This is a genomic window from Pseudomonas sp. 65/3-MNA-CIBAN-0223, assembly GCF_040310425.1.
Lineage (GTDB): Bacteria > Pseudomonadota > Gammaproteobacteria > Pseudomonadales > Pseudomonadaceae > Aquipseudomonas > Aquipseudomonas gregormendelii.
In genome coordinates, this window is sequence record NZ_JBEOPV010000004.1 from 63,612 (window position 1) to 88,464 (window position 24,853).

23 protein-coding genes are annotated in these 24,853 nt (G+C 61.2%); 14 read left to right on the forward strand and 9 right to left on the reverse strand.

The window, feature by feature from the left end; genetic code table 11:
* Positions 1 to 174 precede the first annotated feature (174 nt).
* From AAEZ09_RS05300 to pcaC, 9 genes are all read left to right on the forward strand, one after another.
* Positions 175 to 1,032 (forward strand): CoA transferase subunit A, encoded by an 858-nt coding sequence (locus tag AAEZ09_RS05300; RefSeq protein WP_350598464.1) that lies wholly within the window; start codon positions 175 to 177, stop codon positions 1,030 to 1,032.
* A complete protein-coding gene (locus AAEZ09_RS05305) occupies positions 1,032 to 1,811 on the forward strand; it encodes a CoA-transferase subunit beta (protein ID WP_045061044.1) in 780 nt (259 codons plus the stop codon). The genes AAEZ09_RS05300 and AAEZ09_RS05305 overlap by 1 nt, the downstream gene beginning before the upstream one ends.
* On the forward strand, positions 1,808 to 3,016 hold the full coding sequence (pcaF, locus tag AAEZ09_RS05310; RefSeq protein WP_177328580.1) for a 3-oxoadipyl-CoA thiolase: 1,209 nt from the start codon (positions 1,808 to 1,810) through the stop codon (positions 3,014 to 3,016). Before AAEZ09_RS05305 ends, pcaF begins: the two co-directional genes overlap by 4 nt.
* A gap of 20 nt (positions 3,017 to 3,036) precedes the next feature.
* Positions 3,037 to 3,741 (forward strand): protocatechuate 3,4-dioxygenase subunit beta, encoded by a 705-nt coding sequence (pcaH, locus tag AAEZ09_RS05315; RefSeq protein ID WP_350598466.1) that lies wholly within the window; start codon positions 3,037 to 3,039, stop codon positions 3,739 to 3,741.
* Position 3,742: 1 nt separating this feature from the next.
* Complete coding sequence (pcaG, locus tag AAEZ09_RS05320; protein ID WP_122837760.1) at positions 3,743 to 4,309, forward strand: protocatechuate 3,4-dioxygenase subunit alpha; 567 nt, start codon at positions 3,743 to 3,745, stop codon at positions 4,307 to 4,309.
* 124 nt (positions 4,310 to 4,433) lie between these two features.
* Positions 4,434 to 5,738 carry an MFS family transporter gene (locus AAEZ09_RS05325; protein WP_045061040.1) on the forward strand — a complete coding sequence of 435 codons (1,305 nt, stop codon included), beginning with the start codon at positions 4,434 to 4,436 and terminating at the stop codon, positions 5,736 to 5,738.
* 45 nt (positions 5,739 to 5,783) lie between these two features.
* Entirely contained in the window at positions 5,784 to 7,148 is a 1,365-nt protein-coding gene (locus AAEZ09_RS05330; RefSeq protein WP_350598468.1) for a 3-carboxy-cis,cis-muconate cycloisomerase, read from the forward strand.
* Positions 7,149 to 7,159: 11 nt separating this feature from the next.
* Positions 7,160 to 7,951: a 3-oxoadipate enol-lactonase gene (gene pcaD / locus AAEZ09_RS05335; protein WP_205893093.1), complete on the forward strand. Its 792-nt coding sequence runs from the start codon at positions 7,160 to 7,162 to the stop codon at positions 7,949 to 7,951.
* An 11-nt stretch (positions 7,952 to 7,962) separates the two neighbouring features.
* Positions 7,963 to 8,355 (forward strand): 4-carboxymuconolactone decarboxylase, encoded by a 393-nt coding sequence (pcaC, locus tag AAEZ09_RS05340; protein WP_045061037.1) that lies wholly within the window; start codon positions 7,963 to 7,965, stop codon positions 8,353 to 8,355.
* A gap of 133 nt (positions 8,356 to 8,488) precedes the next feature.
* Here the strand turns inward: pcaC and AAEZ09_RS05345 are convergent, their stop codons facing one another.
* The 4 genes from AAEZ09_RS05345 to AAEZ09_RS05360 all read right to left on the reverse strand — a co-directional run bounded on the left by AAEZ09_RS05345 (position 8,489) and on the right by AAEZ09_RS05360 (position 15,904).
* Complete coding sequence (locus AAEZ09_RS05345; protein WP_350598470.1) at positions 8,489 to 9,748, reverse strand: OprD family porin; 1,260 nt, start codon at positions 9,746 to 9,748, stop codon at positions 8,489 to 8,491.
* A 373-nt stretch (positions 9,749 to 10,121) separates the two neighbouring features.
* Complete coding sequence (gene emhC, locus AAEZ09_RS05350; RefSeq protein ID WP_045061035.1) at positions 10,122 to 11,582, reverse strand: efflux RND transporter outer membrane subunit EmhC; 1,461 nt, start codon at positions 11,580 to 11,582, stop codon at positions 10,122 to 10,124.
* Complete coding sequence (emhB, locus tag AAEZ09_RS05355) at positions 11,579 to 14,743, reverse strand: efflux RND transporter permease subunit EmhB (protein WP_350598472.1); 3,165 nt, start codon at positions 14,741 to 14,743, stop codon at positions 11,579 to 11,581. The genes emhC and emhB overlap by 4 nt, the downstream gene beginning before the upstream one ends.
* A 3-nt stretch (positions 14,744 to 14,746) precedes the next feature.
* A complete protein-coding gene (locus AAEZ09_RS05360; protein WP_045061033.1) occupies positions 14,747 to 15,904 on the reverse strand; it encodes an efflux RND transporter periplasmic adaptor subunit in 1,158 nt (385 codons plus the stop codon).
* Positions 15,905 to 16,168: 264 nt separating this feature from the next.
* On the opposite strand from AAEZ09_RS05360, the gene emhR reads away from it, so the two are divergent.
* A complete protein-coding gene (gene emhR, locus AAEZ09_RS05365; RefSeq protein WP_045061103.1) occupies positions 16,169 to 16,801 on the forward strand; it encodes an efflux system transcriptional repressor EmhR in 633 nt (210 codons plus the stop codon).
* 248 nt (positions 16,802 to 17,049) lie between these two features.
* On the opposite strand, the gene AAEZ09_RS05370 is transcribed toward emhR, so the two are convergent.
* From AAEZ09_RS05370 to AAEZ09_RS05380, 3 genes are read right to left on the reverse strand one after another with little or no spacing between them, the layout of a single operon-like run.
* Positions 17,050 to 18,099, reverse strand: coding sequence for an alkene reductase (locus tag AAEZ09_RS05370; RefSeq protein WP_205893087.1), 1,050 nt, complete (start codon positions 18,097 to 18,099; stop codon positions 17,050 to 17,052).
* A 22-nt stretch (positions 18,100 to 18,121) separates the two neighbouring features.
* Positions 18,122 to 19,288, reverse strand: a complete 1,167-nt coding sequence (locus AAEZ09_RS05375; RefSeq protein WP_045061032.1) for an MFS transporter — start codon at positions 19,286 to 19,288, stop codon at positions 18,122 to 18,124.
* A gap of 33 nt (positions 19,289 to 19,321) precedes the next feature.
* Positions 19,322 to 19,624, reverse strand: coding sequence for an ArsR/SmtB family transcription factor (locus AAEZ09_RS05380; protein ID WP_350598475.1), 303 nt, complete (start codon positions 19,622 to 19,624; stop codon positions 19,322 to 19,324).
* Between the two features lie 170 nt (positions 19,625 to 19,794).
* Between AAEZ09_RS05380 and AAEZ09_RS05385 the strand changes: the two genes are divergently transcribed.
* The gene (locus AAEZ09_RS05385; protein WP_350598477.1) at positions 19,795 to 20,373 is read left to right on the forward strand and encodes an acyl carrier protein phosphodiesterase; all 579 of its coding nucleotides are present in this window, start codon (positions 19,795 to 19,797) and stop codon (positions 20,371 to 20,373) included.
* Positions 20,374 to 20,506: 133 nt separating this feature from the next.
* On the opposite strand, the gene AAEZ09_RS05390 is transcribed toward AAEZ09_RS05385, so the two are convergent.
* Together AAEZ09_RS05390 and olsB are read right to left on the reverse strand one after the other, a co-directional pair.
* Positions 20,507 to 21,298 carry a lysophospholipid acyltransferase family protein gene (locus tag AAEZ09_RS05390; RefSeq protein WP_045061029.1) on the reverse strand — a complete coding sequence of 264 codons (792 nt, stop codon included), beginning with the start codon at positions 21,296 to 21,298 and terminating at the stop codon, positions 20,507 to 20,509.
* Positions 21,298 to 22,053, reverse strand: a complete 756-nt coding sequence (olsB, locus tag AAEZ09_RS05395) for an L-ornithine N(alpha)-acyltransferase (RefSeq protein WP_045061028.1) — start codon at positions 22,051 to 22,053, stop codon at positions 21,298 to 21,300. The genes AAEZ09_RS05390 and olsB overlap by 1 nt, the downstream gene beginning before the upstream one ends.
* A gap of 154 nt (positions 22,054 to 22,207) precedes the next feature.
* Here olsB and AAEZ09_RS05400 point away from each other — a divergent pair, with 154 nt between their 5' ends.
* The 3 genes from AAEZ09_RS05400 (at position 22,208) to AAEZ09_RS05410 (ending at position 24,764) form a co-directional block, all read left to right on the forward strand.
* A complete protein-coding gene (locus tag AAEZ09_RS05400) occupies positions 22,208 to 23,080 on the forward strand; it encodes an acyl-CoA dehydrogenase middle domain-containing protein (RefSeq protein ID WP_350598479.1) in 873 nt (290 codons plus the stop codon).
* Positions 23,081 to 23,343: 263 nt separating this feature from the next.
* Positions 23,344 to 24,438, forward strand: coding sequence for a serine hydrolase domain-containing protein (locus AAEZ09_RS05405; RefSeq protein ID WP_350598481.1), 1,095 nt, complete (start codon positions 23,344 to 23,346; stop codon positions 24,436 to 24,438).
* On the forward strand, positions 24,435 to 24,764 hold the full coding sequence (locus tag AAEZ09_RS05410; protein WP_350598483.1) for an amidase: 330 nt from the start codon (positions 24,435 to 24,437) through the stop codon (positions 24,762 to 24,764). The genes AAEZ09_RS05405 and AAEZ09_RS05410 overlap by 4 nt, the downstream gene beginning before the upstream one ends.
* Positions 24,765 to 24,853 lie beyond the last annotated feature (89 nt).

The window sequence follows — 24,853 nt, forward strand, 5'->3', positions numbered from 1 at the left end:
TTTCGCGGGTCACGTAGAACGATAGCCCAACAACAATATGTTCGATAAACGAACACTCAGTCGATTATCGGATTGTTTGGCCCATTGCGCAGGCTTACTCTTCAGTTACTCCGGCGCTGCGCATCGCGCCCTTTTCATCCACTGTCGGTTCATTACAAAACGGGAGCCTGCCCCATGGCTGAAATCCTTTCGCTGCACGAAGCAGTGAAGCAATTCGTAAACGACGGCGATACCGTCGCGCTCGAAGGCTTCACTCACCTGATCCCTACGGCGGCGGGTCACGAAATCATTCGCCAGGGCAAGAAAGACCTGACGCTGGTACGGATGACACCTGACCTGATCTACGACCAGTTGATCGGAGCCGGATGCGCGCGCAAGCTGATTTTCTCCTGGGGCGGCAACCCTGGTGTTGGCTCGCTGCACCGTTTGCGTGACGCGGTCGAGAAGCACTGGCCACACCCGCTGGAAATCGAAGAACACAGCCATGCCGACCTGGCCAACGCCTACGTTGCCGGCGCCTCCGGGCTGCCTTTCGCAGTACTGCGCGCCTACGCCGGCTCCGACTTGCCCAAGGTCAATCCGCTGATCAAGACGGTCACTTGCCCCTTCACTGGCGAAGTATTGGCCGCGGTGCCTTCGGTACGCCCGGACATCACCGTGATCCATGCACAGAAAGCCGATCGCAAGGGCAACGTATTGCTCTGGGGTATTCTTGGGGTGCAGAAAGAAGCGGCGCTGGCAGCCAAGCGTTGCATCGTCACCGTTGAAGAAATCGTCGACGACCTGAACGCGCCGATGAACTCCTGCGTGCTGCCCACCTGGGCGCTCAGCGCGGTCTGCCACGTACCGGGCGGTGCGCATCCGTCTTACGCCCATGGGTACAACGAGCGGGACAACCGCTTTTACCAGGCCTGGGATCCGATCGCCCGTGACCGTGAGACTTTCACCGCATGGATCAACGAATACATCCACGGTAGCGCTGACTTCAGCGAGTTCCAGGCCAAGCTGGCCGCTGCTTCGGAGGCCAAGTAATGACTTACACCACCAATGAAATGATGACCGTCGCTGCCGCCCGCCGCTTGAAGAACGGTTCGGTGTGTTTCGTCGGCATCGGCCTGCCTTCCAAAGCCGCCAACCTGGCACGCCTGACATCGTCGCCTGATGTCGTGCTGATCTACGAATCCGGCCCGATCGGTGCCAAGCCTAGTGTGCTGCCGCTGTCGATTGGTGACGGTGAACTGGCGGAAACTGCTGACACTGTCGTGCCCACCGGTGAGATCTTTCGCTACTGGCTGCAGGGCGGGCGCATCGACGTCGGCTTCCTCGGCGCCGCGCAGGTCGATCGCTTCGGCAACATCAATACCACCGTGGTCGGCGACTACCATTCACCCAAGGTCCGTCTGCCGGGTGCCGGCGGTGCTCCGGAAATTGCCGGCTCGGCCAAGAGCGTATTGATTATCCTCAAACAGTCGTCACGCTCGTTCGTCGACAAGCTGGACTTCATCACCTCGGTGGGTCATGGCGAGGGCGGCGATTCGCGTAAACGCCTGGGCCTGCCGGGTGCCGGTCCTGTAGGCATCATTACCGACCTGTGCATCATGGAACCTGAAGAGGGCACTCACGAATTTGTGGTGACCGCATTGCACCCAGGCGTGACCCGCGAGCAAGTGGTGGCGGCCACCGGCTGGGCCATTCGCTTCGCCGAAACCGTCGAGCACACCGCCGAGCCTACTGAAGTCGAACTCAAGGCGCTCAGGGATCTGGAAGCCCGCACCGCAGCCGCCCATGGCCAAGCCCCCGGAGAAGCCTGATGCGTGACGTTTTTATCTGCGACGCGATTCGCACCCCTATCGGCCGCTTCGGTGGCGGACTGTCGGCGGTCCGCGCCGATGACTTGGCCGCCGTGCCGATCAAGGCTTTGATGGAGCGCAATCCATCAGTCGACTGGAACGCAGTGGACGAGGTATTCCTCGGCTGTGCCAACCAGGCCGGCGAAGACAACCGCAACGTCGCACGCATGGCCTTGCTGTTGGCCGGGCTGCCGGAGTCCATTCCGGGCGTTACGCTCAACCGCCTCTGCGCTTCGGGCATGGACGCCATCGGCACCGCGTTTCGGGCGATTGCCAGTGGTGAAATGGAACTGGCCATCGCCGGCGGGGTGGAGTCGATGTCCCGGGCACCGTTCGTCATGGGCAAGGCCGATGCCGCGTTTTCTCGCAGCATGAAGCTGGAAGACACCACTATCGGCTGGCGTTTCATCAACCCGTTGATGAAAGCCCAGTACGGTGTGGATGCAATGCCGCAGACTGCTGACAACGTCGCCGACGATTATGAAGTCTCGCGCGAAGATCAGGACGCGTTCGCACTGCGCAGCCAGCAACGGACCGCCGCTGCCCAGGCAGCCGGCTATTTCGCAGAAGAAATCATCGAAGTGCGCATTGCCCACAAAAAGGGTGAAACAGTGGTCAGCCAGGACGAGCATCCTCGCGGCGACACTACCCTGGAAACCCTGGCCAGGCTCAAACCGGTTAACGGTGCGGACAAAACGGTTACTGCCGGCAACGCTTCAGGCGTAAACGACGGCGCAGCGGCATTGATCCTGGCATCGGCCGACGCTGTAAGGAAACACGGCCTGACGGCTCGTGCGAAAGTGCTGGGGATGTCGAGTGCCGGTGTTGCACCTCGGGTCATGGGCATCGGCCCGGTGCCGGCGGTGCGCAAGTTGACCGAACGCCTGGGGCTGGCCGTCAGCGACTTCGACGTGATCGAACTCAACGAAGCATTTGCCAGCCAGGGCCTCGCCGTCCTGCGCGAGCTGGGGTTGGCGGACGACGCACCTCAGGTCAACCCGAACGGCGGCGCCATTGCCCTGGGCCATCCGTTAGGCATGAGCGGTGCGCGCCTGGTACTCACGGCCTTGCATCAACTGGAAAAAACCGGCGGCAGCAAGGGCCTGGCGACCATGTGTGTCGGCGTCGGCCAAGGCCTGGCCCTGGCGATTGAACGCGTCAGCTAACAAGAACAGAGGAAAGCGTAATGACTGACAAGCCTGGTTACCGCCGCCCGCAGGAGGGCACTCAACCGGCCTACCTGCACCCGGCCTATCAATCCACCAACCTGCGCGCGCCGTCGCAGCCGTTGGTGTTTTTGCCGCACTCGTTGTCGGAGATCACCGGCCCGACCATCGGTGCCGAGCGTATCCAAGCCCAGGACAACGACCTGACCGCGCAACATTCGGGCGAACCCCAGGGTGAGCGCATCATTGTCCATGGTCGCGTGCTGGACGAAGACGGCCTGCCGGTGCCGGGTATCCTGGTGGAAATCTGGCAGGCCAACGCCGCCGGGCGCTACAACCATGTGCGTGACCTGCACGACGCGCCGCTGGACCCGAACTTCACCGGCACCGGTCGCACCGTGACCGATGCTGAAGGCTGGTACCAGTTCCAGACCATCAAGCCGGGTGCTTATCCGTGGGGCAACCACCACAATGCCTGGCGCCCTGCGCATATCCATTTCTCGCTGTTCGGGCCAAGCATCCTGACGCGTCTGGTCACCCAGATGTACTTCCCGGGTGACCCGCTGCTGGCGTATGACCCGATCTACAACTGCGTACCGGATACCAGCGCCAAAGAGCGCTTGATCGCCAGTTTCGATCTGGAGAAAACCATCCCTTCCTATGCCCTCGGTTACCGCTGGGACATCGTTTTGCGCGGCCGCGAAGCCACGCCGATGGAGAAATAAGATGACGCTCAACGCGACCACATCCCACACCGTCGGACCCTATTACCACATCGGCCTGACCTGGCTGAACCGCGAAGACCTGACCGTCGAACAGACCTTGGGCCAGCGCGTCGCGATCAGCGGGCAGGTGGTGGACGGCAACGGAGACTTCGTCAACGACGCCATGCTGGAAATCTGGCAGGCCAATGCCGCTGGCAAATACGATCACCCGGAAGATGACCAGGCCAAGGCGCTGGACCCGAACTTCGAAGGGTTTGGCCGGGTACCGGTGGATGCCCAGGGGCGCTTCCGCTTTACCACGATCAAGCCAGGTACCGTGCAAGGCCTGAAAGGCACGACTCAGGCCCCGCATCTGGTGGTGCTGGTGTTCGCCCGCGGGCTGGTGAAGCATCTGCTGACACGGATTTACTTCGATGGCGAGCCGGCGAACGTCGATGATTCGCTGCTGGAGTGCGTACCTGCGGAGCGCCGCAGCACCTTGCTGGCGAAGCAGGACGCGGCCGGCGTGTACCAGTGGAATGTGATTTTGCAGGGCACTGAGGCGGAGACGGTGTTCTTCGATTATTGAGAACCCCGCAAATGTTAATCCCGTGCGGGTTCCCCACACGGGATTGCTTTGCCTGATGCATCTGCGGAACGGGACTGTTGCAAAGTATGTCTAGACTGTCACTGTCCCCAAAGAGTGAAAAACAATGACAACCCCCACCGCTACTCCAGCGCACTACACCGGCGAAGAGCGTAAAAAACGAATCTTCGCAATTGTTGGCGCCTCCTCGGGCAACCTCGTTGAATGGTTCGACTTCTACGTCTACGCCTTCTGCGCCATCTACTTCGCCCCGGCGTTTTTCCCGTCCGACAACCCGACCGTGCAACTGGTCAACACGGCGGGCGTGTTCGCTGCCGGGTTCCTGATGCGGCCCATCGGCGGCTGGATCTTCGGTCGCGTCGCGGACAAGCACGGGCGCAAGAATTCGATGCTGATATCGATTCTGATGATGTGCTTCGGCTCCTTGCTCATTGCCTGCCTGCCGACCTACAAGGACATTGGCGTCTGGGCGCCGATCATGCTGCTGTTCGCCCGTTTGCTGCAGGGCCTGTCGGTTGGCGGCGAATACGGCACCACCGCTACTTACATGAGTGAAGTCGCTCTCAAGGGCCAGCGCGGATTCTTCGCCTCGTTCCAGTACGTGACGCTGATTGGCGGCCAGTTGCTCGCGGTGTCGCTGGTTGTGGTGCTGCAGCAATTTCTCACCGAGGATGACCTGCGTGCCTACGGCTGGCGGATCCCGTTCGTGGTCGGTGCGGTGGCGGCGCTGATTTCGCTGTTCCTGCGCCGTTCGTTGAAGGAAACCAGCAGCAAGGAAATGCGCGAGAACAAGGACGCCGGCAGTATCCGTGCGCTGTTCCGTGATCATAAAGCTGCGTTTATCACCGTGCTGGGCTACACCGCCGGTGGTTCGCTGATTTTCTACACGTTTACCACGTACATGCAGAAATACCTGGTGAATACCGCCGGCATGCACGCCAAGACGGCCAGCTACATCATGACCGGCGCGCTGTTCCTGTACATGTGCATGCAGCCGCTGTTCGGCATGCTCGCGGACAAGATCGGCCGGCGCAACTCGATGCTCTGGTTCGGCGCCCTCGGGACCCTGTGCACCGTGCCGATCCTGCTCAGCCTGAAAAGTGTCAGCAGTCCTTTCCTGGCGTTTGTGCTGATTACCGTGGCACTGGCGATCGTGAGTTTCTACACCTCCATCAGTGGCTTGGTTAAAGCCGAGATGTTCCCGCCGGAAGTACGCGCATTGGGCGTGGGCCTGGCGTATGCGGTGGCAAATGCAATTTTCGGCGGGTCGGCCGAGTATGTGGCGCTGAGCCTCAAGGCCGTGGGCATGGAAAACTCCTTCTACTGGTACGTGACGGTGATGATGGCGGTGGCGTTCCTGTTCAGCCTGCGCCTGCCGAAACAGGCGAAATACTTGCACCACGACCTTTGATATTTACCCGTGGGCCTGAACGGCCCACGCTTGCAGGGATAGTTTATGAACGAGCGACCGGGCAATCAGTTGTTCGATGCCTATTTCACTGCCCGCGACATGCGCGAAGTGTTCTGCGATCAGGGGCGCGTCCAGGCGATGCTCGACTTCGAGTCGGCGCTGGCTCGGGCCGAGGCAACAGTCGGCCTGATCCCGCAGACTGCTGTGGCGCCGATCCAGGCGGCTTGCCGGGCCGGACTCTACGACTTTGCAGCGCTCGGCGAGGCCATTGCCACAGCGGGCAATTCGGCCATCCCGCTGGTTAAAGCCCTGGGCAAACAGATCGCGGCGACCGATGCCGACGCCGAACGTTATGTGCATCTTGGCGCAACCAGCCAGGACGTGATGGACACCGGCCTGGTGCTGCAACTGCGCCGGGCGCTGGAGCTGATCGAAAGTGACCTGGCACAGCTGGGTGCAATCCTCTCGACTCAGGCCGAACGCTATGCTGCCACGCCGTTGGCTGGCCGGACCTGGCTGCAACACGCCACGCCCGTCACTCTGGGCATGAAGATCTCCGGTTGGCTGGGGGCGGTGACCCGCAGCCGTCAACGCCTGCAAGAACTCAAGCCGCGCCTGCTGGTGCTGCAATTTGGTGGCGCCTCCGGAACCCTGGCTGCTCTCGGCGACCAAGCGCTGCCGATTGCCCAGGCGCTGGCCAAGGAACTGCAACTGGGCTTGCCGGATCAACCCTGGCACACCCAGCGAGATCGCCTGGTGGAGTTCGGTTCCGTACTGGGGTTGATCGCCGGCAGCCTGGGCAAGTTGGGGCGCGATGTCAGTCTGCTGATGCAGACTGAAGCAGGGGAGGTTTTCGAGCCCTCGGCACCAGGTAAAGGCGGCTCCTCGACCATGCCGCACAAGCGCAATCCGGTGGGCGCCGCAGTGCTCATCGGTGCGGCCACGCGGGTGCCCGGCCTGATCTCGACCCTGTTCAGTGCAATGCCGCAAGAGCACGAGCGCAGCCTGGGCTTGTGGCATGCCGAATGGGAAACCCTGCCAGAGATTTGTTGCCTGGTGTCCGGCAGCCTGAAGCAGGCGCTGCTGATGGCGGCCGGCCTGGAAGTAGACGCCGAACGCATGACCCGCAACCTCGACCTGACCCAGGGGCTGGTGCTCGCCGAAGCCGTGAGCATTGTCCTTGCCCAGCGGGTGGGGCGTGATACCGCGCACCATGTGCTGGAGCAATGCTGCAAACGTGCTGTCGCCCAGCAACGGCACCTGCGCGCAGTCCTTGGCGAAGAGCCGCAAGTCACTGCCCAGCTGTCTGGGGCTGAACTGGATCATCTGTTGAACCCTGCCCACTACCTCGGTCAGGCCCGAACCTGGGTCGAGCGAGCGGTGGCTGAACATTCTGGATTAACTGCCTGAAGGAGATTGCTGTGGCTTTTGTACAACTCGCCGAGGGCGAACTGCATTACCAACTCGACGGACCGCAGGATGCGCCGGTGCTGGTGCTCTCCAACTCGCTGGGCACCGACCTGCACATGTGGGACGCGCAGATGGCCGCGTTCACCGAGCACTTCCGGGTACTGCGGTTCGATACCCGAGGTCACGGGAAATCCCTGGTGACGCCGGGCCCGTACAGCATTGAGCAACTGGGGCACGACGTCCTGGCGCTGCTCGATGCCCTGAACATCGAGCGCGCGCATTTTTGTGGCCTGTCGATGGGCGGTTTGATCGGCCAGTGGTTGGGGATCAATGCCGGTGATCGCCTGCTCAAGCTGGTGGTGTGCAACACCGCAGCGAAAATCGGTGATCCGTCGGTGTGGAACCCGCGCATTGAAACCGTCCTGCGTGATGGTGCAGCGGCCATGGTCGCCCTGCGGGATGCGTCGATTGCGCGCTGGTTCACCCCGGACTTCGCCTCGGCCAATCCTGCTGTCGCCAGCCGCATTACCGACATGCTCGCAGCCACTTCGCCTGAAGGTTATGCCGCCAATTGCGCTGCGGTGCGCGATGCCGATTTCCGTGATCAACTGGGCTCGATCAAGGTGCCGCTGCTGGTCATTGCAGGCTCTGGAGATGCGGTCACGCCGCCAGCGGGTAGTCACTTCATTCAGGAGCACGTGGCCGGCGCCGAATACGCCGAGTTCCATGCCGCCCACCTGTCCAACGTCCAGGCCGGCGCAGCATTCAGCGAGCGCGTCGTGGCGTTCCTGTCAGCTCGATAAGGGGGAGTTTCGTGGACGAACAACAACGTTACGATGAGGGGCTGAAAGTTCGCCGTGCGGTTCTCGGCGACGCCCATGTCGATCGCAGCCTGAACGCCCTGACCGAGTTCAACTCGGAGTTCCAGGAAATGATCACACGCCATGCCTGGGGCGACATCTGGACCCGCCCAGGCCTGCCACGTCATACCCGCAGCCTGATCACCATCGCGATGCTGATCGGCATGAATCGCAATGAAGAACTCAAATTGCACCTTCGCGCAGCCGCCAATAACGGGGTGAGCCGTGGCGAGATCAAGGAAGTGATCATGCAGAGCGCGATCTACTGCGGCATCCCGGCTGCCAATGCGACTTTCCACCTGGCCGAGTCAGTGTGGGACGAACTGGGCGTTGAGTCCCGGGAGTGATTTATGATTTTTGTTGCCTGAACTGACGCCATCGCGGGCAAGCCCGCTCCCACAAGGTTTTGTGTAATTCCCCAAACATTCGCAAGACATAAACCTGTGGGAGCGGGCTTGCCCGCGATGACGCTGGTGAGGCTTACAACAGACTGATCGGGTAGCTGATGATCAACCGGTTCTCATCGAACTCGTTATTGCTGTAGTCCCGGCGCATGGTCGAATTGCGCCATCTGACGTTCAAGTCCTTCAGCGCACCGCTCTGCACGGTGTAGCCCAGTTCGCTTTCGCGACCCCATTCCTTGCCATCAGTGATCGTGCCGGTATGGACGTTGCTGCCACTGATGTAGCGGTTCATCAAGGTCAACCCGGGCATACCGACAGCGACGAAGTTGTAGTCGTGGCGCAGTTGCCAGGATTTCTCCCGGGCATTGTCGTAGCTCGAGTTGTAACTGTCGTTGGCCAGCGTACCGCCGCTGGTACCGTTGACCCGCATCCACGCGCTATCGCCGGTGAGTTGCTGCAGGCCCAGGTAGAAAGTATGGCCGCCATACTTCGCCGAGAACAGACCGGACCAGGTCTTGTTGTCCAGCTCGCCAGCGCGAGCGCTACCGTCGTCCTTGCCGTAGAAAAAGCCGAGGTTGGCGCCCAGTGTCCAGTCGCCCAGGGGCTGGCTGTGGATCACATTGACGAACTGCTGGCTGTAGATGTCCTTCAACTCGGCGTTCCACAGCGCAAGCTGGGTGCGTTTATCGTTGAACACATATTCGCCGCCCTGGAAGTTGAATCTGTCCGAGGTGAAAGACGGCTTCCCGGTCATCGACATGTCGCTCATGCTGCTGTCGTCGCGCGGACTATTGGCGCGGAACTGCCCACCGTACAGCGTCAGCCCAGCCCACTCCCTGGAAGTGATCTGGCCGCCCCTGAAGGTTTGCGGCAGGGATCGGCCGTCGTCCGAACGCAGGACCGGCAGCACGGGCATCCATTCGCCGACTTTGACTTCGGTTTGCGACAGCTTCGCCTTGAACGCCACGTTGGTGCGACCGAAGTTATCGGCCGGACGGCCGTCCTGATCCAGAGGTAAAAGCTGAGTCCCGCCGGTGCCCTTGCCGCCATCGAGCTTCACCGAGTACAGCCCCAGCACATCCATGCCTAGCCCGACGGTGCCTTGGGTGAACCCGGATTTCGCATCCAGGATAAAACTCTGCGTCCACTCTTCAGCCTTGCCCTGGGTCTTGGTCGGGTTGGTAAAGTTACGGTTGATGTAGAAATTGCGCAGGTTCAGATTGACCTTGGCGCCCTCGACGAAACCCGACTCCTCGGCGGCCGCGGTGCCAGCTGCGGCGGCCAGGGCAAAGGCGATCAGGCTGGGATATAAGTAGTGCGCAGTGGGAGGCGTCATGGGTAGGGGTCTCTCTATTTATTGGGGATGCAACGGGTGATGCCGCAACCTGAGGCTGCAGTTGAAGATGCGTATCGTGGAAGTAGAGAAACGGATTCAGCCGGACAGGGCAGGGCGCTGAGACATGGTCGAACCTGGAGGTTATTGGTTTTGTGGAGCGAATGGTGCGCGGAATGTACTAGATAGTTCAATCTGTAGCTGAGGGTTTTGGGCGATTATCGAACTATAAAAGATCAACAGATCGCAGCCTTCGGCAGCTCCTACAGGTGTGCGCGAATGCCTGTAGGAGCTGCCGAAGGCTGCGATCTGTTGGTCCTGAAGCCCAACAAAAAGCCCACCGGTAAGGTGGGCTTCGATATTGCGAAAAGCGCTATCAGAACAACTTCAGTTTCGGCGCTTCTTCTTTCACCGGCTCGTTTTGCGCGGTTTGCGCATTCCAGCCACCACCCAGTGCCTTGTACAGATTGACTGCGCTGACCAGTTGGGCCAGACGATCGGTGATCAGTACCTGCTGGGCGCTGAACAACTGGCGCTGGGCATCGAGGAAGGTCAGGTTGCTGTCGACACCAATGCGATAACGTCGCTCGGCCAGACGGTAGTAGTCCTGGTTCGCGGTGACGAAATCACGCTGCGCCTGCAGCTGCTGGGTGTAGGTCTGGCGCGCTGCCAGGCCGTCGGCGACTTCCTGGAAGGCCGTTTGAATGGACTTCTCGTAGTTCGCCACGCCAATGTCTTTCTGGATTTTCGAGTAATCCAGGCTGGCACGCAGGCTGCCGGCGTTGAAGATCGGCAGGTTGATCTGCGGCTGGAACAACCAGGTGCCCGAGCCGCCCTTGAACAGGCCGGACAGGTCCGGACTCAGGGAACCGGCATTGGCTGTCAGGCTGATGCTCGGGAAGAACGCAGCCCGCGCGGCGCCGATGTTGGCGTTGGCGGCCTTGAGGTTGCGCTCGGCCTGGAGGATGTCCGGGCGCCGTTGCAGCAAGTCCGAAGGCAGGCCTGGCGGTACATCGCTCAGCAAGTCGTCAGCCAGGGGCCGGGTGGGCTGCAGGTTCGCCGGCAGGCCGGTACCGAGCAGCAGCACCAGGCTGTTTTCATCCTGCGCGACTTGGCGGGTGTACTTGGCCAGTTGCGCCCGGGCGTTTTCCACCGAGGTGCGCGACTGCGCCAGGTCCAGTGCCGAGGCGACGCCCACTTCGTTGCTGCGCGAAGTGAGCTTGTAGCTCTCCTCGAACGCACCAAGGGTGTCCTGGGTCACCTTGAGCAGTTCCTTGTCGGCTTGCCAGGTCAGGTAGGCGTTGGCCACGTTGGCCACCAGGCTGATTTGCGTGCTGCGACGGCCTTCTTCAGTGGCGAAGTACTGTTGCAGGGCTTCTTCACTCAGGCTGCGAACACGACCGAACAGGTCGAGTTCGTAAGCGCTGATGCCGACCGTAGCCGAGTAGGAACTGGTGATCCCTGCCTCGCCGGTTTGCGAAGCGTTGGCCGGAACGCGCTGGCGGCTGCCAGTGCCATTGGCCGACACCGCCGGGAACAGGTCCGCACGCTGGATGCGGTACTGCGCGGCAAAGGCGTCGATGTTCAATGCGGCGACTCGCAGGTCACGGTTGTTTTCCAGGGCCACCTGGATCAGCTGTTGCAGGACCGGGTCATGGAAAAACTGCTTCCAGCCCTGTTCAGCAGCGGCCTGACCTGGCGCCTGGGCCGGCGAATAAGCCGGCCCTTGCGGGTACTGGCTCGCCACCGGTGCTTCAGGCTGCTGATAATCGGGTATCAGCGAGCAGCCACCAAGTACGAACGCGGCGACTGCCAGGGAGAGTAGCGACTTGCTCATTGGCCAGCCTCTTTAGGAGTTTCAGTAGTGTCATCCGGGTCGGTTTTTTTGCGCTGACCAATGGACGACACGGTAACGAAGAACAGTGGTACCCAGAAAATCGCCAGGACCGTGGCCGTGATCATACCGCCAATAACGCCTGTACCGATGGCATGTTGGCTACCTGAGCCGGCACCAGTGGAAATCGCCAGGGGCACTACGCCCAGGACAAAGGCCAGCGAGGTCATGATGATCGGGCGCAAACGCATGCGGCAGGCTTCGATCGCAGCCTCTCGCAGGCTCTTGCCCTGCTCGTGCAGTTCCTTGGCGAATTCAACGATCAGGATGGCGTTTTTCGCCGCCAGGCCGATAGTCGTCAACAGGCCCACCTGGAAGTAAACGTCGTTGGACAGCCCGCGCAGACTGGTCGCCAGCAGTGCCCCGATGATCCCCAAAGGTACTACCAGCATCACCGCAATCGGAATCGACCAGCTTTCGTACAGAGCCGCCAGGCACAGGAACACCATCAGCAGCGATAACGCGTACAGCGCCGGAGCCTGCGAGCCGGACAGACGTTCCTCGTACGACAGGCCGGTCCAGGAAATCCCTACACCCGCCGGGAGTTTCTTCGCCAGCGCTTCGACTTCGGCCATGGCCTCACCGGTGGAATAACCCGGCGCCGGGGCTCCGAGAATTTCCATCGCCTCTACACCGTTATAACGCGACAGCTTAGGTGCGCCGTAGATCCACTTGCCCTTGGCGAAGGCCGAGAACGGCACCATGGTTCCTTCGGAGTTACGCACGTACCATTTCTTGATGTCTTCGGGGCTCATCCGCGAATCAGGCTGGCCTTGCACGTACACCTTCTTCACCCGACCGCGGTCGATGAAGTCGTTGACGTAGCTACTGCCCAAGGCAATCGACAGGGTGGTGTTGATGTCGCTGAGCGTGAGGCCCAGGGCACTGGCCTTCTCGTCATCGATTTCCAGCTGGTATTGCGGTTCGTCGTTCAGGCCGTTGGGACGTACCTGCGACAGCACCTTGCTCTGCGCGGCCATGCCGAGGAACTGGTTGCGCGCTTCCATCAGTTTTTCGTGGCCGATGCCGGCACGGTCCTGGAGGAATACGTCAAAGCCCGTGGCGTTGCCCAGCTCCAGTACCGCAGGTGGCGCGAAGGCGAACACCATGGCGTCACGGAACGAGAAGAAATGCTTTTGGGCCCGGGCGGCCAGGTTGAATACGCTGTTATCGGCGTTTCGCTCGCCCCAGGGTTTGAGCATGATAAAGGCCAAGCCCGAACTCTGGCCGCGACCGGCGAAGTTGAAGCCGTTCACGGTAAACACCGAGGCCACCGCATCGCCTTCGCCGCCGTCCTTGGACGGCCGCAGCAGGAATTCGCGCATTTCGTCGATCACCACCTGGGTCCGCTGGGCGCTGGAGCCGGCCGGGGTCTGCACCTGGGCGAAGAGTACGCCCTGGTCTTCTTCCGGAAGGAACGCCGTTGGAATGCGGGTGAACAACCAGATCATGCCGACCACGATGATCACGTAGGCCAGCAGGTAAGGGGCCTTGTGCGTGAGCATGTTGCCAACGCCGCGCTCGTAGCTTTTGACGCCGCGGTCGAAACTGCGGTTGAACCAGCCAAAGAAGCCGCGTTTCGGGGTGCCATGTTCGCCTTTCGGAATCGCCCTGAGCATGGTTGCGCAAAGCGCCGGCGTGAAGATCAGGGCAACCAGTACCGACAGGGCCATGGCCGAGACGATCGTGATCGAGAATTGCTTGTAGATCACCCCGGTAGAACCGCTGAAGAACGCCATTGGCAGCAGTACCGCCGAGAGCACCAGGGCGATACCCACCAGTGCACCCTGGATCTGCCCCATGGATTTCTTGGTGGCCTCCTTGGGTGACAGGCCTTCTTCACTCATGACCCGTTCGACGTTTTCCACCACAACGATGGCATCGTCCACCAGCAAGCCGATGGCCAGCACCATGCCGAACATGGTCAGGGTGTTGATGCTGAAACCGAATGCCGCGAGAATCCCGAAGGTACCCAGCAGTACCACCGGCACCGTCATCGTGGTGATGACCGTGGCGCGGAAATTCTGCAGGAACAGGAACATCACCAGGAACACCAGCACGATCGCTTCGACCAGGGTTTCAACCACACCCTTGATCGATTCGGTCACCACTGGCGTGGTGTCGTACGGGAACACCACTTCCATTCCTTGCGGGAAGAAGGGCTTGAGGGTTTCGATGGTGTTGCGCAGTGCCTTGGCAGTGTCGAGGGCGTTGGCACCGTTGGCCAGTTTCACCGCCAGGCCGGAAGCCGGTGCGCCGTTGAACTGAGCGTTGATGCTGTAGTTCTCACCGCCCAGACCCACATCCGCGACATCGGACAGACGCACTTGCGAGCCGTCCTTGTTGACCTTGAGCAGGATCTTGTTGAACTGCTCGGCGGTCTGCAGGCGGGTTTTGCCGATGATGGTAGCGTTCAGCTGCTGGTCAGGTGCAGCAGGCAAGCCGCCCAGTTGGCCGGAGGACACCTGGATGTTCTGCGCCGCGATGGCCGCCTTGACGTCTACCGGGGTCAGGTTGAAGTTGTTCAATTTGGCCGGATCGAGCCAGACGCGCATGGCGTACTGGGAACCGAAGACCTGGAAGTCACCGACACCGGCGGTCCGCGAGATCGGATCCTGCATGTTGGACACGATGTAGTTGGACAGGTCGTCCTTGTTCATGCTGCCGTCACGCGACACCACACCGATGACCAACAGGAAGTTTTTCACCGCCTTGGTTACGCGGATCCCCTGTTGCTGCACTTCTTGCGGCAGCAGCGGGGTGGCCAGGTTCAGCTTGTTCTGCACCTGGACCTGGGCGGTATCGGAGTTGGTACCCTGCTCGAAGGTCGCGGTAATGGTCATGCTGCCGTCGGAGTTACTTTCCGAGGAGACATAACGCAGGTTATCGATACCGTTGAGCTGTTGCTCGATCACCTGGACCACGGTGTCCTGCACGGTTTGTGCGGACGCGCCTGGGTAGGTTACCTGGATCGCAATGGCCGGTGGCGCAATGCTCGGGTATTGGTTGATCGGGAGTTTGAGGATCGATAGTGCCCCGACCAGCATGATCACCAGGGCAATTACCCAGGCGAAAATCGGACGGTCGATAAAAAATCTGGACATGGGTTACTCCCCTTTGCCGCTGGAAGCCTTGTCAGCTGCCTGTGCGGGGACCGGGTTCTTGGTGCCTACGTTAGTCGCTTCAGTGGCTTTGACTTCGACACCAGGTTTGACGTACTGCAGCCCTTCGGTGATCAGTCGATCGCCCGCCTTCAGGCCATCTTCGATCAGCCACTGGCTGCCCACGGTGCGACTGGCCTTGAGCTGGCGCAGCTCGACCTTGTTGTCCGGGCCCACGACCAGTGCCGTTGGCGCGCCCTTGAGGTCACGAGTCACGCCTTGCTGGGGTGCCAGGATCGCTGCGCTGTTCACACCGGCCTGCAGCTGAGCGTGAACGAACATGCCGGGCAGGAGGGTGTGGTCAGGGTTAGGGAACACGGCGCGCAACGTCACGGAACCGGTGGTCTGGTCTACCGAGACTTCGGAGAACTCAAGTTTACCGTCCAGCTTGTACTGGCTGCCGTCTTCAAGGGTCAGCTTGACCGCCGCGGCGGTGTCACCGGCCTTTTGCAGGCGCCCGCTTTCCAGTTCACGGCGCAGTTCCAGCAGCTCCACGGACGACTGGGTCACGTCGACATAGATCGGATCGAGTTGCTGGATCACCGCCAAGGCCTCGGCCTGGCCATTGGTGACCAGGGCACCTTCGGTCACGTTGGAGCGACCGATTCGACCGCTGATAGGCGCGTAGACTTTGGTGTAGCGCACATTGATCTGGGCAGTCTGCACCGAAGCTTCCGCCTGCATGCGGTTGGCCAGCGCCGTGTCGTATTCCTGACGGCTCACGGCCTGCTCTTTCACCAGCAGCTTGTAGCGGTCGGAAATCGACTTGGTCTGCTGCAGGTTGGCTTCGGCGCTTTTCAGCGTGGCTTCATAGACGGCCGGATCGATCTGGTACAGCTGCTGGCCGGCCTTGACGTCGCCGCCTTCCTTGAACAGGCGCTTGAGAATGATGCCGTTGACCTGCGGGCGGACTTCGGCAATGCGGAACGCACTGGTACGACCCGGAAGCTCGGAAGTCAGGGTGAACGATTGTGCCTGCAGCGTCACGACGCCGACCTGAGGGGGTGGTGCGGCGGGGGCCGCCTCTTCCTTTTTACATCCGCTGAGCAGCGATGCAAGGGCGACGGCAGTGACCAGAGCGGTAACAGCTGGCTTGAATTGCATGAAAATCCTCGGGTCAGGCGCGCTAGGTGCGCACTAGAAAGTGTGAAAGGTAAAAAATGTGCGCTGAGTGGATAAGTAGCTTGCTAAGGAATATACTTACGTTCATGGTTGTTTGTAAATACCTTTGGCGTTGTACTTATCCCGTTACAAATGCTCCGCGAAGGTTTGAATTGTAGGCCGCAGACGAGTCCCAAGAGCGCTCGCTGCAATTTTATTCAGTGGATGTTCAGACTGCTGAAGCATCCTGATCGAGGTTGTACTGCCATGGTCCGTCGTACCAAAGAGGAAGCCCAGGAAACCCGTAACCAGATACTCGAAGCGGCAGAAAAAGCCTTCTACGAGCGGGGTGTGGCGCGCACGACACTGGCCGATATCGCGACCCTGGCCGGCGTCACTCGCGGGGCCATCTATTGGCATTTCAGCAACAAAGCCGATGTGGTGCAGGCGATGCTCGATAGCTTGCACGAACCACTGGATGACATGGCCAAGGCCAGCGAGAGCGAGGACGAACCCGACCCCCTGGGCTGCATGCGCAAGCTGCTGATTCATTTGTTTCATCAGATTGCCCTGGACCCGAAAACCCGGCGTCTCAATGAGATCCTGTTTCACAAGTGCGAATTCACCGATGAAATGTGCGACCTGCGTCAGCAGCGTCAGGCCGCCAGCCTGGACTGCAACGTGCGGATCGGCCTCGCCTTGCGTAACGCAGTCAACCGTGGGCAATTGCCGGCAGACCTCGACACCGTCCGTGCCGCCATAAGCCTGCATGCCTACATTGACGGCATTCTGTATCAGTGGCTGCTGGCACCGGACAGCTTTGAGCTGCACGCCGAGGCCGAGCGCTGGGCCGATACAGGGTTGGATATGCTGCGCTTCAGTCCCAGCCTGCGCAAATGAAACAAAATGCGTAAGTAGCAGCAGCGATGTCAAGGGACCAGCGCCCGCAGACTGCTTTATATACGTAGAGCCGCCAGGTGGACAGGTAGCGGGGTGCGTATTTTGTAGGAGATTTGTGTCAATTGATCTAACGGGTCTAGCCGTCAGCGCGCCAATACCCTCACTGCCTGAAGGTCAAGACACCAGTAATACAAAGCCCCGGCTCTTTCGAGACGAGGCTTTGTTGTAGTGCGTATTGCTGTTCGGTTTTACAGCACCGGATAGTCGATGTAGCCCACTGGACCTTTAGCGTAAAACAGTTCCGGACGCGGCTCGTTCAACGGCGCATCAGCCTTCAAGCGGGCCGGCAAGTCCGGGTTGGCAATGAACGGCACGCCGAAGGCTACTGCGTCAGCCTTGCCAGCCGCCAGCCAGGCGTTGGCGCTGTCTTTGGTGAAACGTTCGTTGGCGATGTACGGGCCGCCGAATGCTTCTTTCAGTTGTGGGCCGAGGCTGTCGGCGCCTTCTTTTTCCCGGGAGCAGATGAACGCGATGCCACGTTTGCCCAGCTCTCGAGCGACGTAGGTAAAAGTCTCCGCCAGGTTGTCATCGCCCATGTCGTGGGAGTCGGCGCGAGGCGCCAGGTGCACGCCCACGCGGCCGGCGCCCCAGACTTCGATGGCGGCGTCGGTCACTTCCAGCAACAGGCGGGCGCGGTTTTCCAGGGAGCCACCGTAGTGGTCGGTGCGCTGGTTGGTGCTGCTTTGGAGGAACTGGTCAAGCAGGTAGCCGTTGGCGCCGTGGATTTCCACGCCGTCGAAACCGGCGGCCTTGGCGTTTTCGGCACCCGTGCGGTAGGCGTCGACGATGTCGGCGATTTCAGCGGTTTCCAGGGCGCGTGGGGTCGGGTAGTCGGCCAGAGGGCGCACCAGGCTGACGTGGCCTTTTGGCTGAATGGCGCTTGGTGCGACAGGCAGCTCACCGTTCAGGTACGACTCGTGAGAGACCCGGCCGACGTGCCACAGTTGCAGGAAGATCTTGCCGCCCGCGCCGTGGATGGCCTTGGTTACGTTGCTCCAGCCGCGTACCTGGTCGTTGGACCAGATACCCGGGGTATCCGGGTAGCCGACACCCATCGGCGTGACCGAGGTGGCCTCGCTGAGGATCAGGCCAGCCGAGGCCCGTTGTACGTAGTACTCGGCCATGAGCGCATTAGGCACCCGGCCTTCGTCGGCGCGGCAGCGGGTCAATGGCGCCATGATGATGCGGTTGGCGAGTTCGACGTCGCCCAGTTTGATCGGATCGAAAATAGTCGTCATGAAATACAAACCTCGTGGCAGATCAATGGGTAGCAGGGGCCAGTTCGGCATTGCCGCTCTGGCGGAAAGTAATCAGCGTCACCAGCAGGGCGAGGACTGCCAGGGCAGCGGCCGCCAATGGCACGCGGGTCAGGCCGAAGCCGTGGGCGATAACGCTGCCGCCGACCCAGGCGCCCAGTGCGTTGCCGACGTTGAATGCGCCGATGTTCAGGGTCGACACCAGGTTCGGTGCCGCCTTGCCGAAGGTCACCACGTTGATCTGCAACGCCGGGACGGCGGCGAACGATGCGGTGGCCCAGAGGAACAGGGTGATTTCGGTCGGGATCAGCGCCACGCTGGTCCAGGTCAATACGGTGGAGACCACGGCCATCGAGATGAAAACGCCAATCAGGGTCGCTGCCAGTCGCTTGTCCGCCAGCTTGCCGCCGATGATGTTGCCCACGGTCAGGCCCAGGCCAATCAACAGCAGGGTCCAGGTAACGCCTTTGGGCGAGACCCCGGTAACGTCGCCGAGCAGCGGCGCGACATAGGTGAACAAGGTGAACATCGAGGCGGCGAACAGCGCGGTCATGCTCAGGGACAACCAGATGCCGGCGCCCTTGAGTGCCCGCAATTCGGCGCGCATGTCGAGTTTCTCTTCATCCCGCTTGGCGGGCAGGAACCGAATCAGGCCGATCAGCGCAATCACGCCAATGACGGTTACTGCCCAGAAGGTCGAGCGCCAGCCGGCTTCCTGGCCGAGGGCGGTGCCCAGTGGCACGCCGAGGACGTTGGCCAAGGTCAGGCCGGTGAACATCAGGGCCACGGCGGATGCGCGCTTGTTAGCCGGAACCAGGCCTGCCGCCACCACCGAGCCGATGCCGAAGAAGGCGCCGTGGCAAAGCGCCGTCACGACACGGGCGAACATCAGCACGTTGTAGTCACTGGCCAGCGCGCAAAGCAGATTGCCGATGATGAAAATGCCCATCAACGCTACCAGGGCGGCCTTGCGCGGCAGTTTGGCGGTGGCCAGTGCCATGAACGGCGCACCGATGGCCACGCCCAGTGCGTAACCGGTCACCAACCAGCCCGCGCCAGGAATCGACACGCCGAGGTCGGCCGCCACATCGGGCAACAGGCCCATGATGACGAACTCGGTGGTACCGATGGCGAAGGCGCTCAAGGCCAGGATGAGGAGCGAGAGGGGCATGTTGGTTCCTTGTGGGCTGGCTGACTGAAAGGGTCAGAGCTCTTTACTGAAGGTGCTGAGGAATTCCTGGATGGTTTCCTCGTTGCGTTTGAAAAAGTGCCATTGACCAACTTTGCGGCTGCTGATCAGGCCGGCGCGTTGCAGGGTGGCCAGGTGCGCGGAGACTGTGGATTGCGACAGGCCACAGCGTTGATCGATTTGTCCGGCGCAGACTCCGTGCTCGTTGCTGTGGGTCTGGTCGGGGAATTCGATGGTCGGGTCTTTCAACCAGTGCAGGATTTCTCGCCGGACTGGGTGTGCCAGGGCTTTTATTATTTCGTCGAGATTAATAGGCATGGTATGGGCTCGTGATGAGTAAAACGCTATATCGCGATGAGGCGAACTTTAAATCGCTATTTCGCGATACACAAATATGATTTTGGTCTCACGACCACATAATTCGCTATATCGAGTTATAACGATACGTTGGCTGTAACGATTCGGGTGCGCAGTGCTAAGCTGGCGACATGAATTATCTCGCACATCTGCACCTTGGTGGGCAGCGCCCCGGTCAATTGCTCGGCAGCCTGTATGGTGATTTCGTCAAAGGGCGGCTGCAGGGGCAATTTGATCCGGAGGTCGAGGCGGCCATCCAGCTGCATCGCAGCATTGACGTATTTACCGACCGGCATCCGTTGGTCGATGTATCGTTGTCGCGTTTTTCCCTGACTCGCCGGCGTTACGCCGGGATCGTGCTCGATGTGTTTTTCGATCACTGCCTGGCGCGGGACTGGGGCCTGTATGCCGAGCAGCCGCTGGAACGGTTCACTTCGGATGTGTACCGGGTGCTGGCCAGTGAGCGGCAACTGCCGGAACGCCTGGCGAGGATTGCGCCGCACATGATGGCCAATGACTGGTTGGGGTCTTATCGCCAGTTCGATGTGCTGGAGCAGGTGCTGCGCGGGATTTCGCGGCGGCTGACCCGGCCGGAGGAACTGGCCGGGGCGATGCAGGAGTTGCGGGTGCTGTATGAGCCGCTGAGCGAGGATTTCCGGTTGTTCTACCCTCAGCTTCAGCTCTTTGTGCAGAACCATCCAGCAAAATAGACCTGGGGGAGACCCTGCGGGAGCGAGCCTGCTCGCGATTGCGGTCTGTCAGCCAACAGAGTTGTCGACTGATACACCGCTATCGCGAGCAGGCTCGCTCCCACAGGATATTTGTTGTTTTCGGGGAATGGTGTCAGGCAGCTATAGCAGGGCGCATCGGCCTTTGCTGCTGTTCCGGAATCGCCCCAAACAATGCCTTCTGCACCGCCTGCTGCGCATCGAACGCCAGCGCCGCGCGTTCCCGGCCTTCACAAGCGATTGGCTTGAGCAGATGAATTTCCACATCACCGCGCTCATCGCCGAACAGGCGCATCAGGTGCGACAGCAAGTCATCGTCGCCAATAAAAGGCGCCAGCGAATCCAGCTCACCCCCGCGCAGATAACGAATCGCCACCGGTTGCAGCTTCACCTGGGAATCAATCGCCGCGGATAGCAGGCGACCATGGAAGGTGCGCAGCGAGCGGCCATCGGTGGTGGTGCCTTCCGGGAACATCAACAGGGGATGGGCCTGCTGCAGATGACGGGCCATTTGCTTGCGGATCAACTGGCTGTCGCCCGAACCACGACGAATGAACAGGCTGCCGGCCTTGGCCGCCAGCCAGCCCGCCACCGGCCAGGTGCGCACCTCGGCCTTGGAAAGGAACGACAGCGGGGTGAGCATGCCCAGCAGCGGAATGTCTGTCCAGGACACGTGATTGCTGACCCAGAGCATCGGCTGCTGCGGCAGTTCGCCGTGGACGGTCACACGAAAGGGCAGGGCATTGGCCAGGCGCGCCATGAAGAAACGCGACCAGCGCTGGCGGCGCGCCATGGAGTGCGCGATGCCCAGGCGCTCGAACAACCCGAACACGCCAGCCATGCTCAACCCCAGCGTTACCACCACCAGCACTCGTGCGATTCGTGCGTACACCCTCAACCGGCTCATCACATGGCCGCCTTGAAGTGCTTGGCGTAACGCGGGCAGAGTTCATCGCGCTTGAGCAGGATAAATACGTCGGCCACCTGGAAATCTTCATCCCAGCAGGGCTCGCCGCAAATCTTCGCGCCCAGGCGCATGTACGCCTTGAGCAGCGGTGGCATTTCGGCGATGACGTTGGAGGGAATGGCCAGTGCCGGCAGCGGCTTTTTCGGCTCGGCACGCAGGTGTTCGGTGCACAGGTAGCGCTCGCGCAGGCGCTGCATGATCGCATGGGCCTGGATTCCGCCATCCTGCATCGGGATGCTGGCACAGCCCATCAGGTAGCTATAGCCGCCCTGGTTCAACACTTCGGCCAGCTCACCCCAGAGCACGGCGATGGTGCCGCCGTTGCGATAGGCGGGATCGACGCAGGTGCGCCCGATTTCCAGAATCGGGCCCTGCAAGTGGACCAGGCCATGCAGGCTGAACTCCTCTTCGCTGTAGAACCTGCCCAGGCTGCTCGCGGCCTGGTGGTCAAGCAAGCGGGTAGTCGCCACCAGGCGGCCGGTGTTCAGGTCGCGCACCCCGATGTGGGCGCAGTGAACGTCGTAGTCATCCATGTCCAGACCCCACTCCGCACCCTTCAGCTTGGCGTTGAATTCGCCGCTGAACACGTTGAAGCGCAGAGCCTGGGCTTCCTGCAGCGCGTCGGCACCTACCAGGCGTTCGGCTTGCAGGCGACGTTCATTGCCGGTGTCGCGGATGTGGGCGATCTGGGTCATGGCGAATCTCCGTGCGGGCTGGTCACCCGTCTTGGGTGGCAGTCGATCGACTTTCTTTATGCAGCCGTGTTGTGCAAAGTCAGGCTATGTAGCCCCGGTGTCATCGCCATGAAGCTTTGGTGATGCTTGTATGACAGCCCTTGAGGAGCCTTCAATGCCTTGGCAGAACCTGTTGAAACGTTGTGATCGAGTGCCGGCCAGTGCGGACCTGGCGGAAGGCTTTGCCAATCTTTTGCAGCAACTGGGGAGTGTCACGCCCTTCGAGCTGGCAGTGGCGGGCGGGCGATTGATGGCGACGCCGGGGCTGGCATTTCTGGTGGGGTATCAGGCTGCGTTACGCATGCTCTGGCCAAGCGCGCCGCTGAGCCTGGGCGCCATGTGTGCGACCGAGCAGCGCAGCCTGCGGGTGGCGGACATGCAGACTCGCCTGGGCGATTTACGCCTGAGCGGCCGCAAGGATTTCGTCACCGCGGGCAATGCTGCCGACTGGCTGCTGGTCGCCGCTCGCAGCGAGCAGCCCGGCGAAGCGCCTCGCCTGAGCCTGGCGGTGGTGTATCCGGGCGAGCCCGGGGTAAGCCTGGAGCACCTGCCGTCGATCCCGTTGATGCCGGATATCAGCCACTGTCGGCTGGTTCTGGAGAACGCCCAGTGCGAATTGCTGGCCGGGGACGGTTGGGACGCCTACGTCAAACCGTTCCGCACCCTGGAAGATATCTATGTGCTGAGCGCAATGACCGCCTGGCTTTACGGTATAGGGCAGGACAGTGACTGGCCACGGTCCCTGCAACTGCGCTTGCTGGCGTTGCTCGCCGGATGTGCGGAAGTCAGCCGTCAGGCACCGAACAATCCGGCAGGGCATGTGTTGCTGGGCGGTTTGTTCGCCCAGTTCGACGGGCTCAAGGTCGAGATCGGCCTGGCGCTGGCGGATGGGCCGCCGCACTGGGCGGCGATGTGGCAGCGCGATCAAGCGGTGATGGATCTGGCAGCGGTGGCGCGGGGCAAGCGGTTGGCCAAGGCATTGGCGTGATCTGCGCTGGATTGAATGGCCCCATCGCGGGCAAGCCTTGCTCCCACAGGGATTTGCAGTGCACACGCGATTCCTGCGCGATGGTCTGCACCCCAAAAGTGATGATTGATGTCTAACATTTTGGGGCAGACCAGTCAGCGGTGTGGCCGCTGACCTGTGGGAGCAAGGCTTGCCCGCGATGGCGTCTCCAAGGTCCACACCAAAGTTAAAACTGTCATCAACCTCAACTAGGCTCACCAGGTTCAACCTCCCGAGCCACCTCCATGTCCAAAGGTTTGTCCCTGTGTTTCCTGGTGATGCTCAGTGTCTGCGCCCGTGCCGAAACCTGGCCCGGGGAGCAGTGGTCCAGCGGCCCGAGCCTGAGCGGGCCAACGCTGCAAGCCCTGGAGGCCTATGCATTCGCGCCCCGTAATGACAGCACCCGGGCAGGTATACGTACCGATGCCTTTCTGGTGATCCGCGACGGCCAATTGCTTTACGAACGCTACTGCGCACCGACCACTGCCGACACGCCGCACCTGACCTGGTCGATCAGCAAGAGCCTCATGGCCGCGGTCCTCGGCGTGGCCTATGGCGAAGGCCTGTTCAAGCTTTCGGACCCGGTGCTGAAGTTCTATCCGGCGCTGGGAAAGCATCCGGCCATCAGCATGGCTGACCTGTTGCACTGGGCCTCCGGCCTGGACTGGCAGGAAGACTACGAGTACGCCCCGCTGAAGTCCTCAGTGGTGGCGATGCTGTATACCCGCGGTCATTCAAACATGGCTGCGTTCACTGCCTCCCATGACGCTTACGCCGAGCCCGGCCAGGTGTTTCGCTATTCCAGTGGCGACAGCAACCTGCTGTCCGCCGCGTTGAAAGCCATTGTTGGGCCGACGCGTTATGCGGATTACCCATGGAACGCCTTGTTCGAGCCGCTGGGCATCCGCGACGCGACCTGGGAGGCCGACGCCAGTGGCACTTTCGTCGCGTCCTCCTATGCCTACCTCACCGCCCGCGATCTGGCACGCATCGGTTTGCTGATGGCGCGCGACGGACGCTGGGGCGAACGGCAATTGCTGCCCAAGGACTGGGTCGCCTTCAATCGCGAGCCCTTCACGGGGTACAAGGCCCACCAGGATGCTACGGTGCCGGGCGGACATTGGTGGCTTAACCGCGTCGTCGAGGGGGCAGCGCGACCCTGGCCCGATGCTCCTGCCGATACCTTCGCGGCGCTCGGGCATTGGGGCCAGGCGCTGTACGTGATCCCCAGCGAAAACCTGGTGATCGTGCGCTACGGTGATGATCGCGATGGCAGCTATAGCCACAACACATTGCTCAGGCTCGTGCGCCAGGCAGTCGCCGGGCAGGTGCAGCGGTGACTCGCCGCAGCTTTGTACGCCGCCGTCCTCTCATCACGCTGTGGCTGATTCTGCTGCTCGCCCTGCTTGGCTGGGTCTGGCAGGAGCGGATGGCGCTGTGGGCGTTTCCTGACATCATCAGCGCCTACACCGCGAAGGAGTATTGCTCGTGCCGTTACGTGATGAACAACCCCGCCGAGTACTGCCACCGCTATGTGAAGCAGTGGCTGGCGACCAGCGGTTTCGCGGATGACTCCGCCAGCAAGACCGTCTCCGTCAGTAGCTTGGGTCGTAGCAGCAGCGCGCAGTGGCTCGGCGCGCGTCAGGGCTGTCGCCTGATGCCCTGAAACCGGTAGCAACTGGCGAAACCCTGTAGGAGTGAGCCTGCTCGCGATTGCAATCTGGCATCCACTGCCAATGCTGGATGCGAAACCGC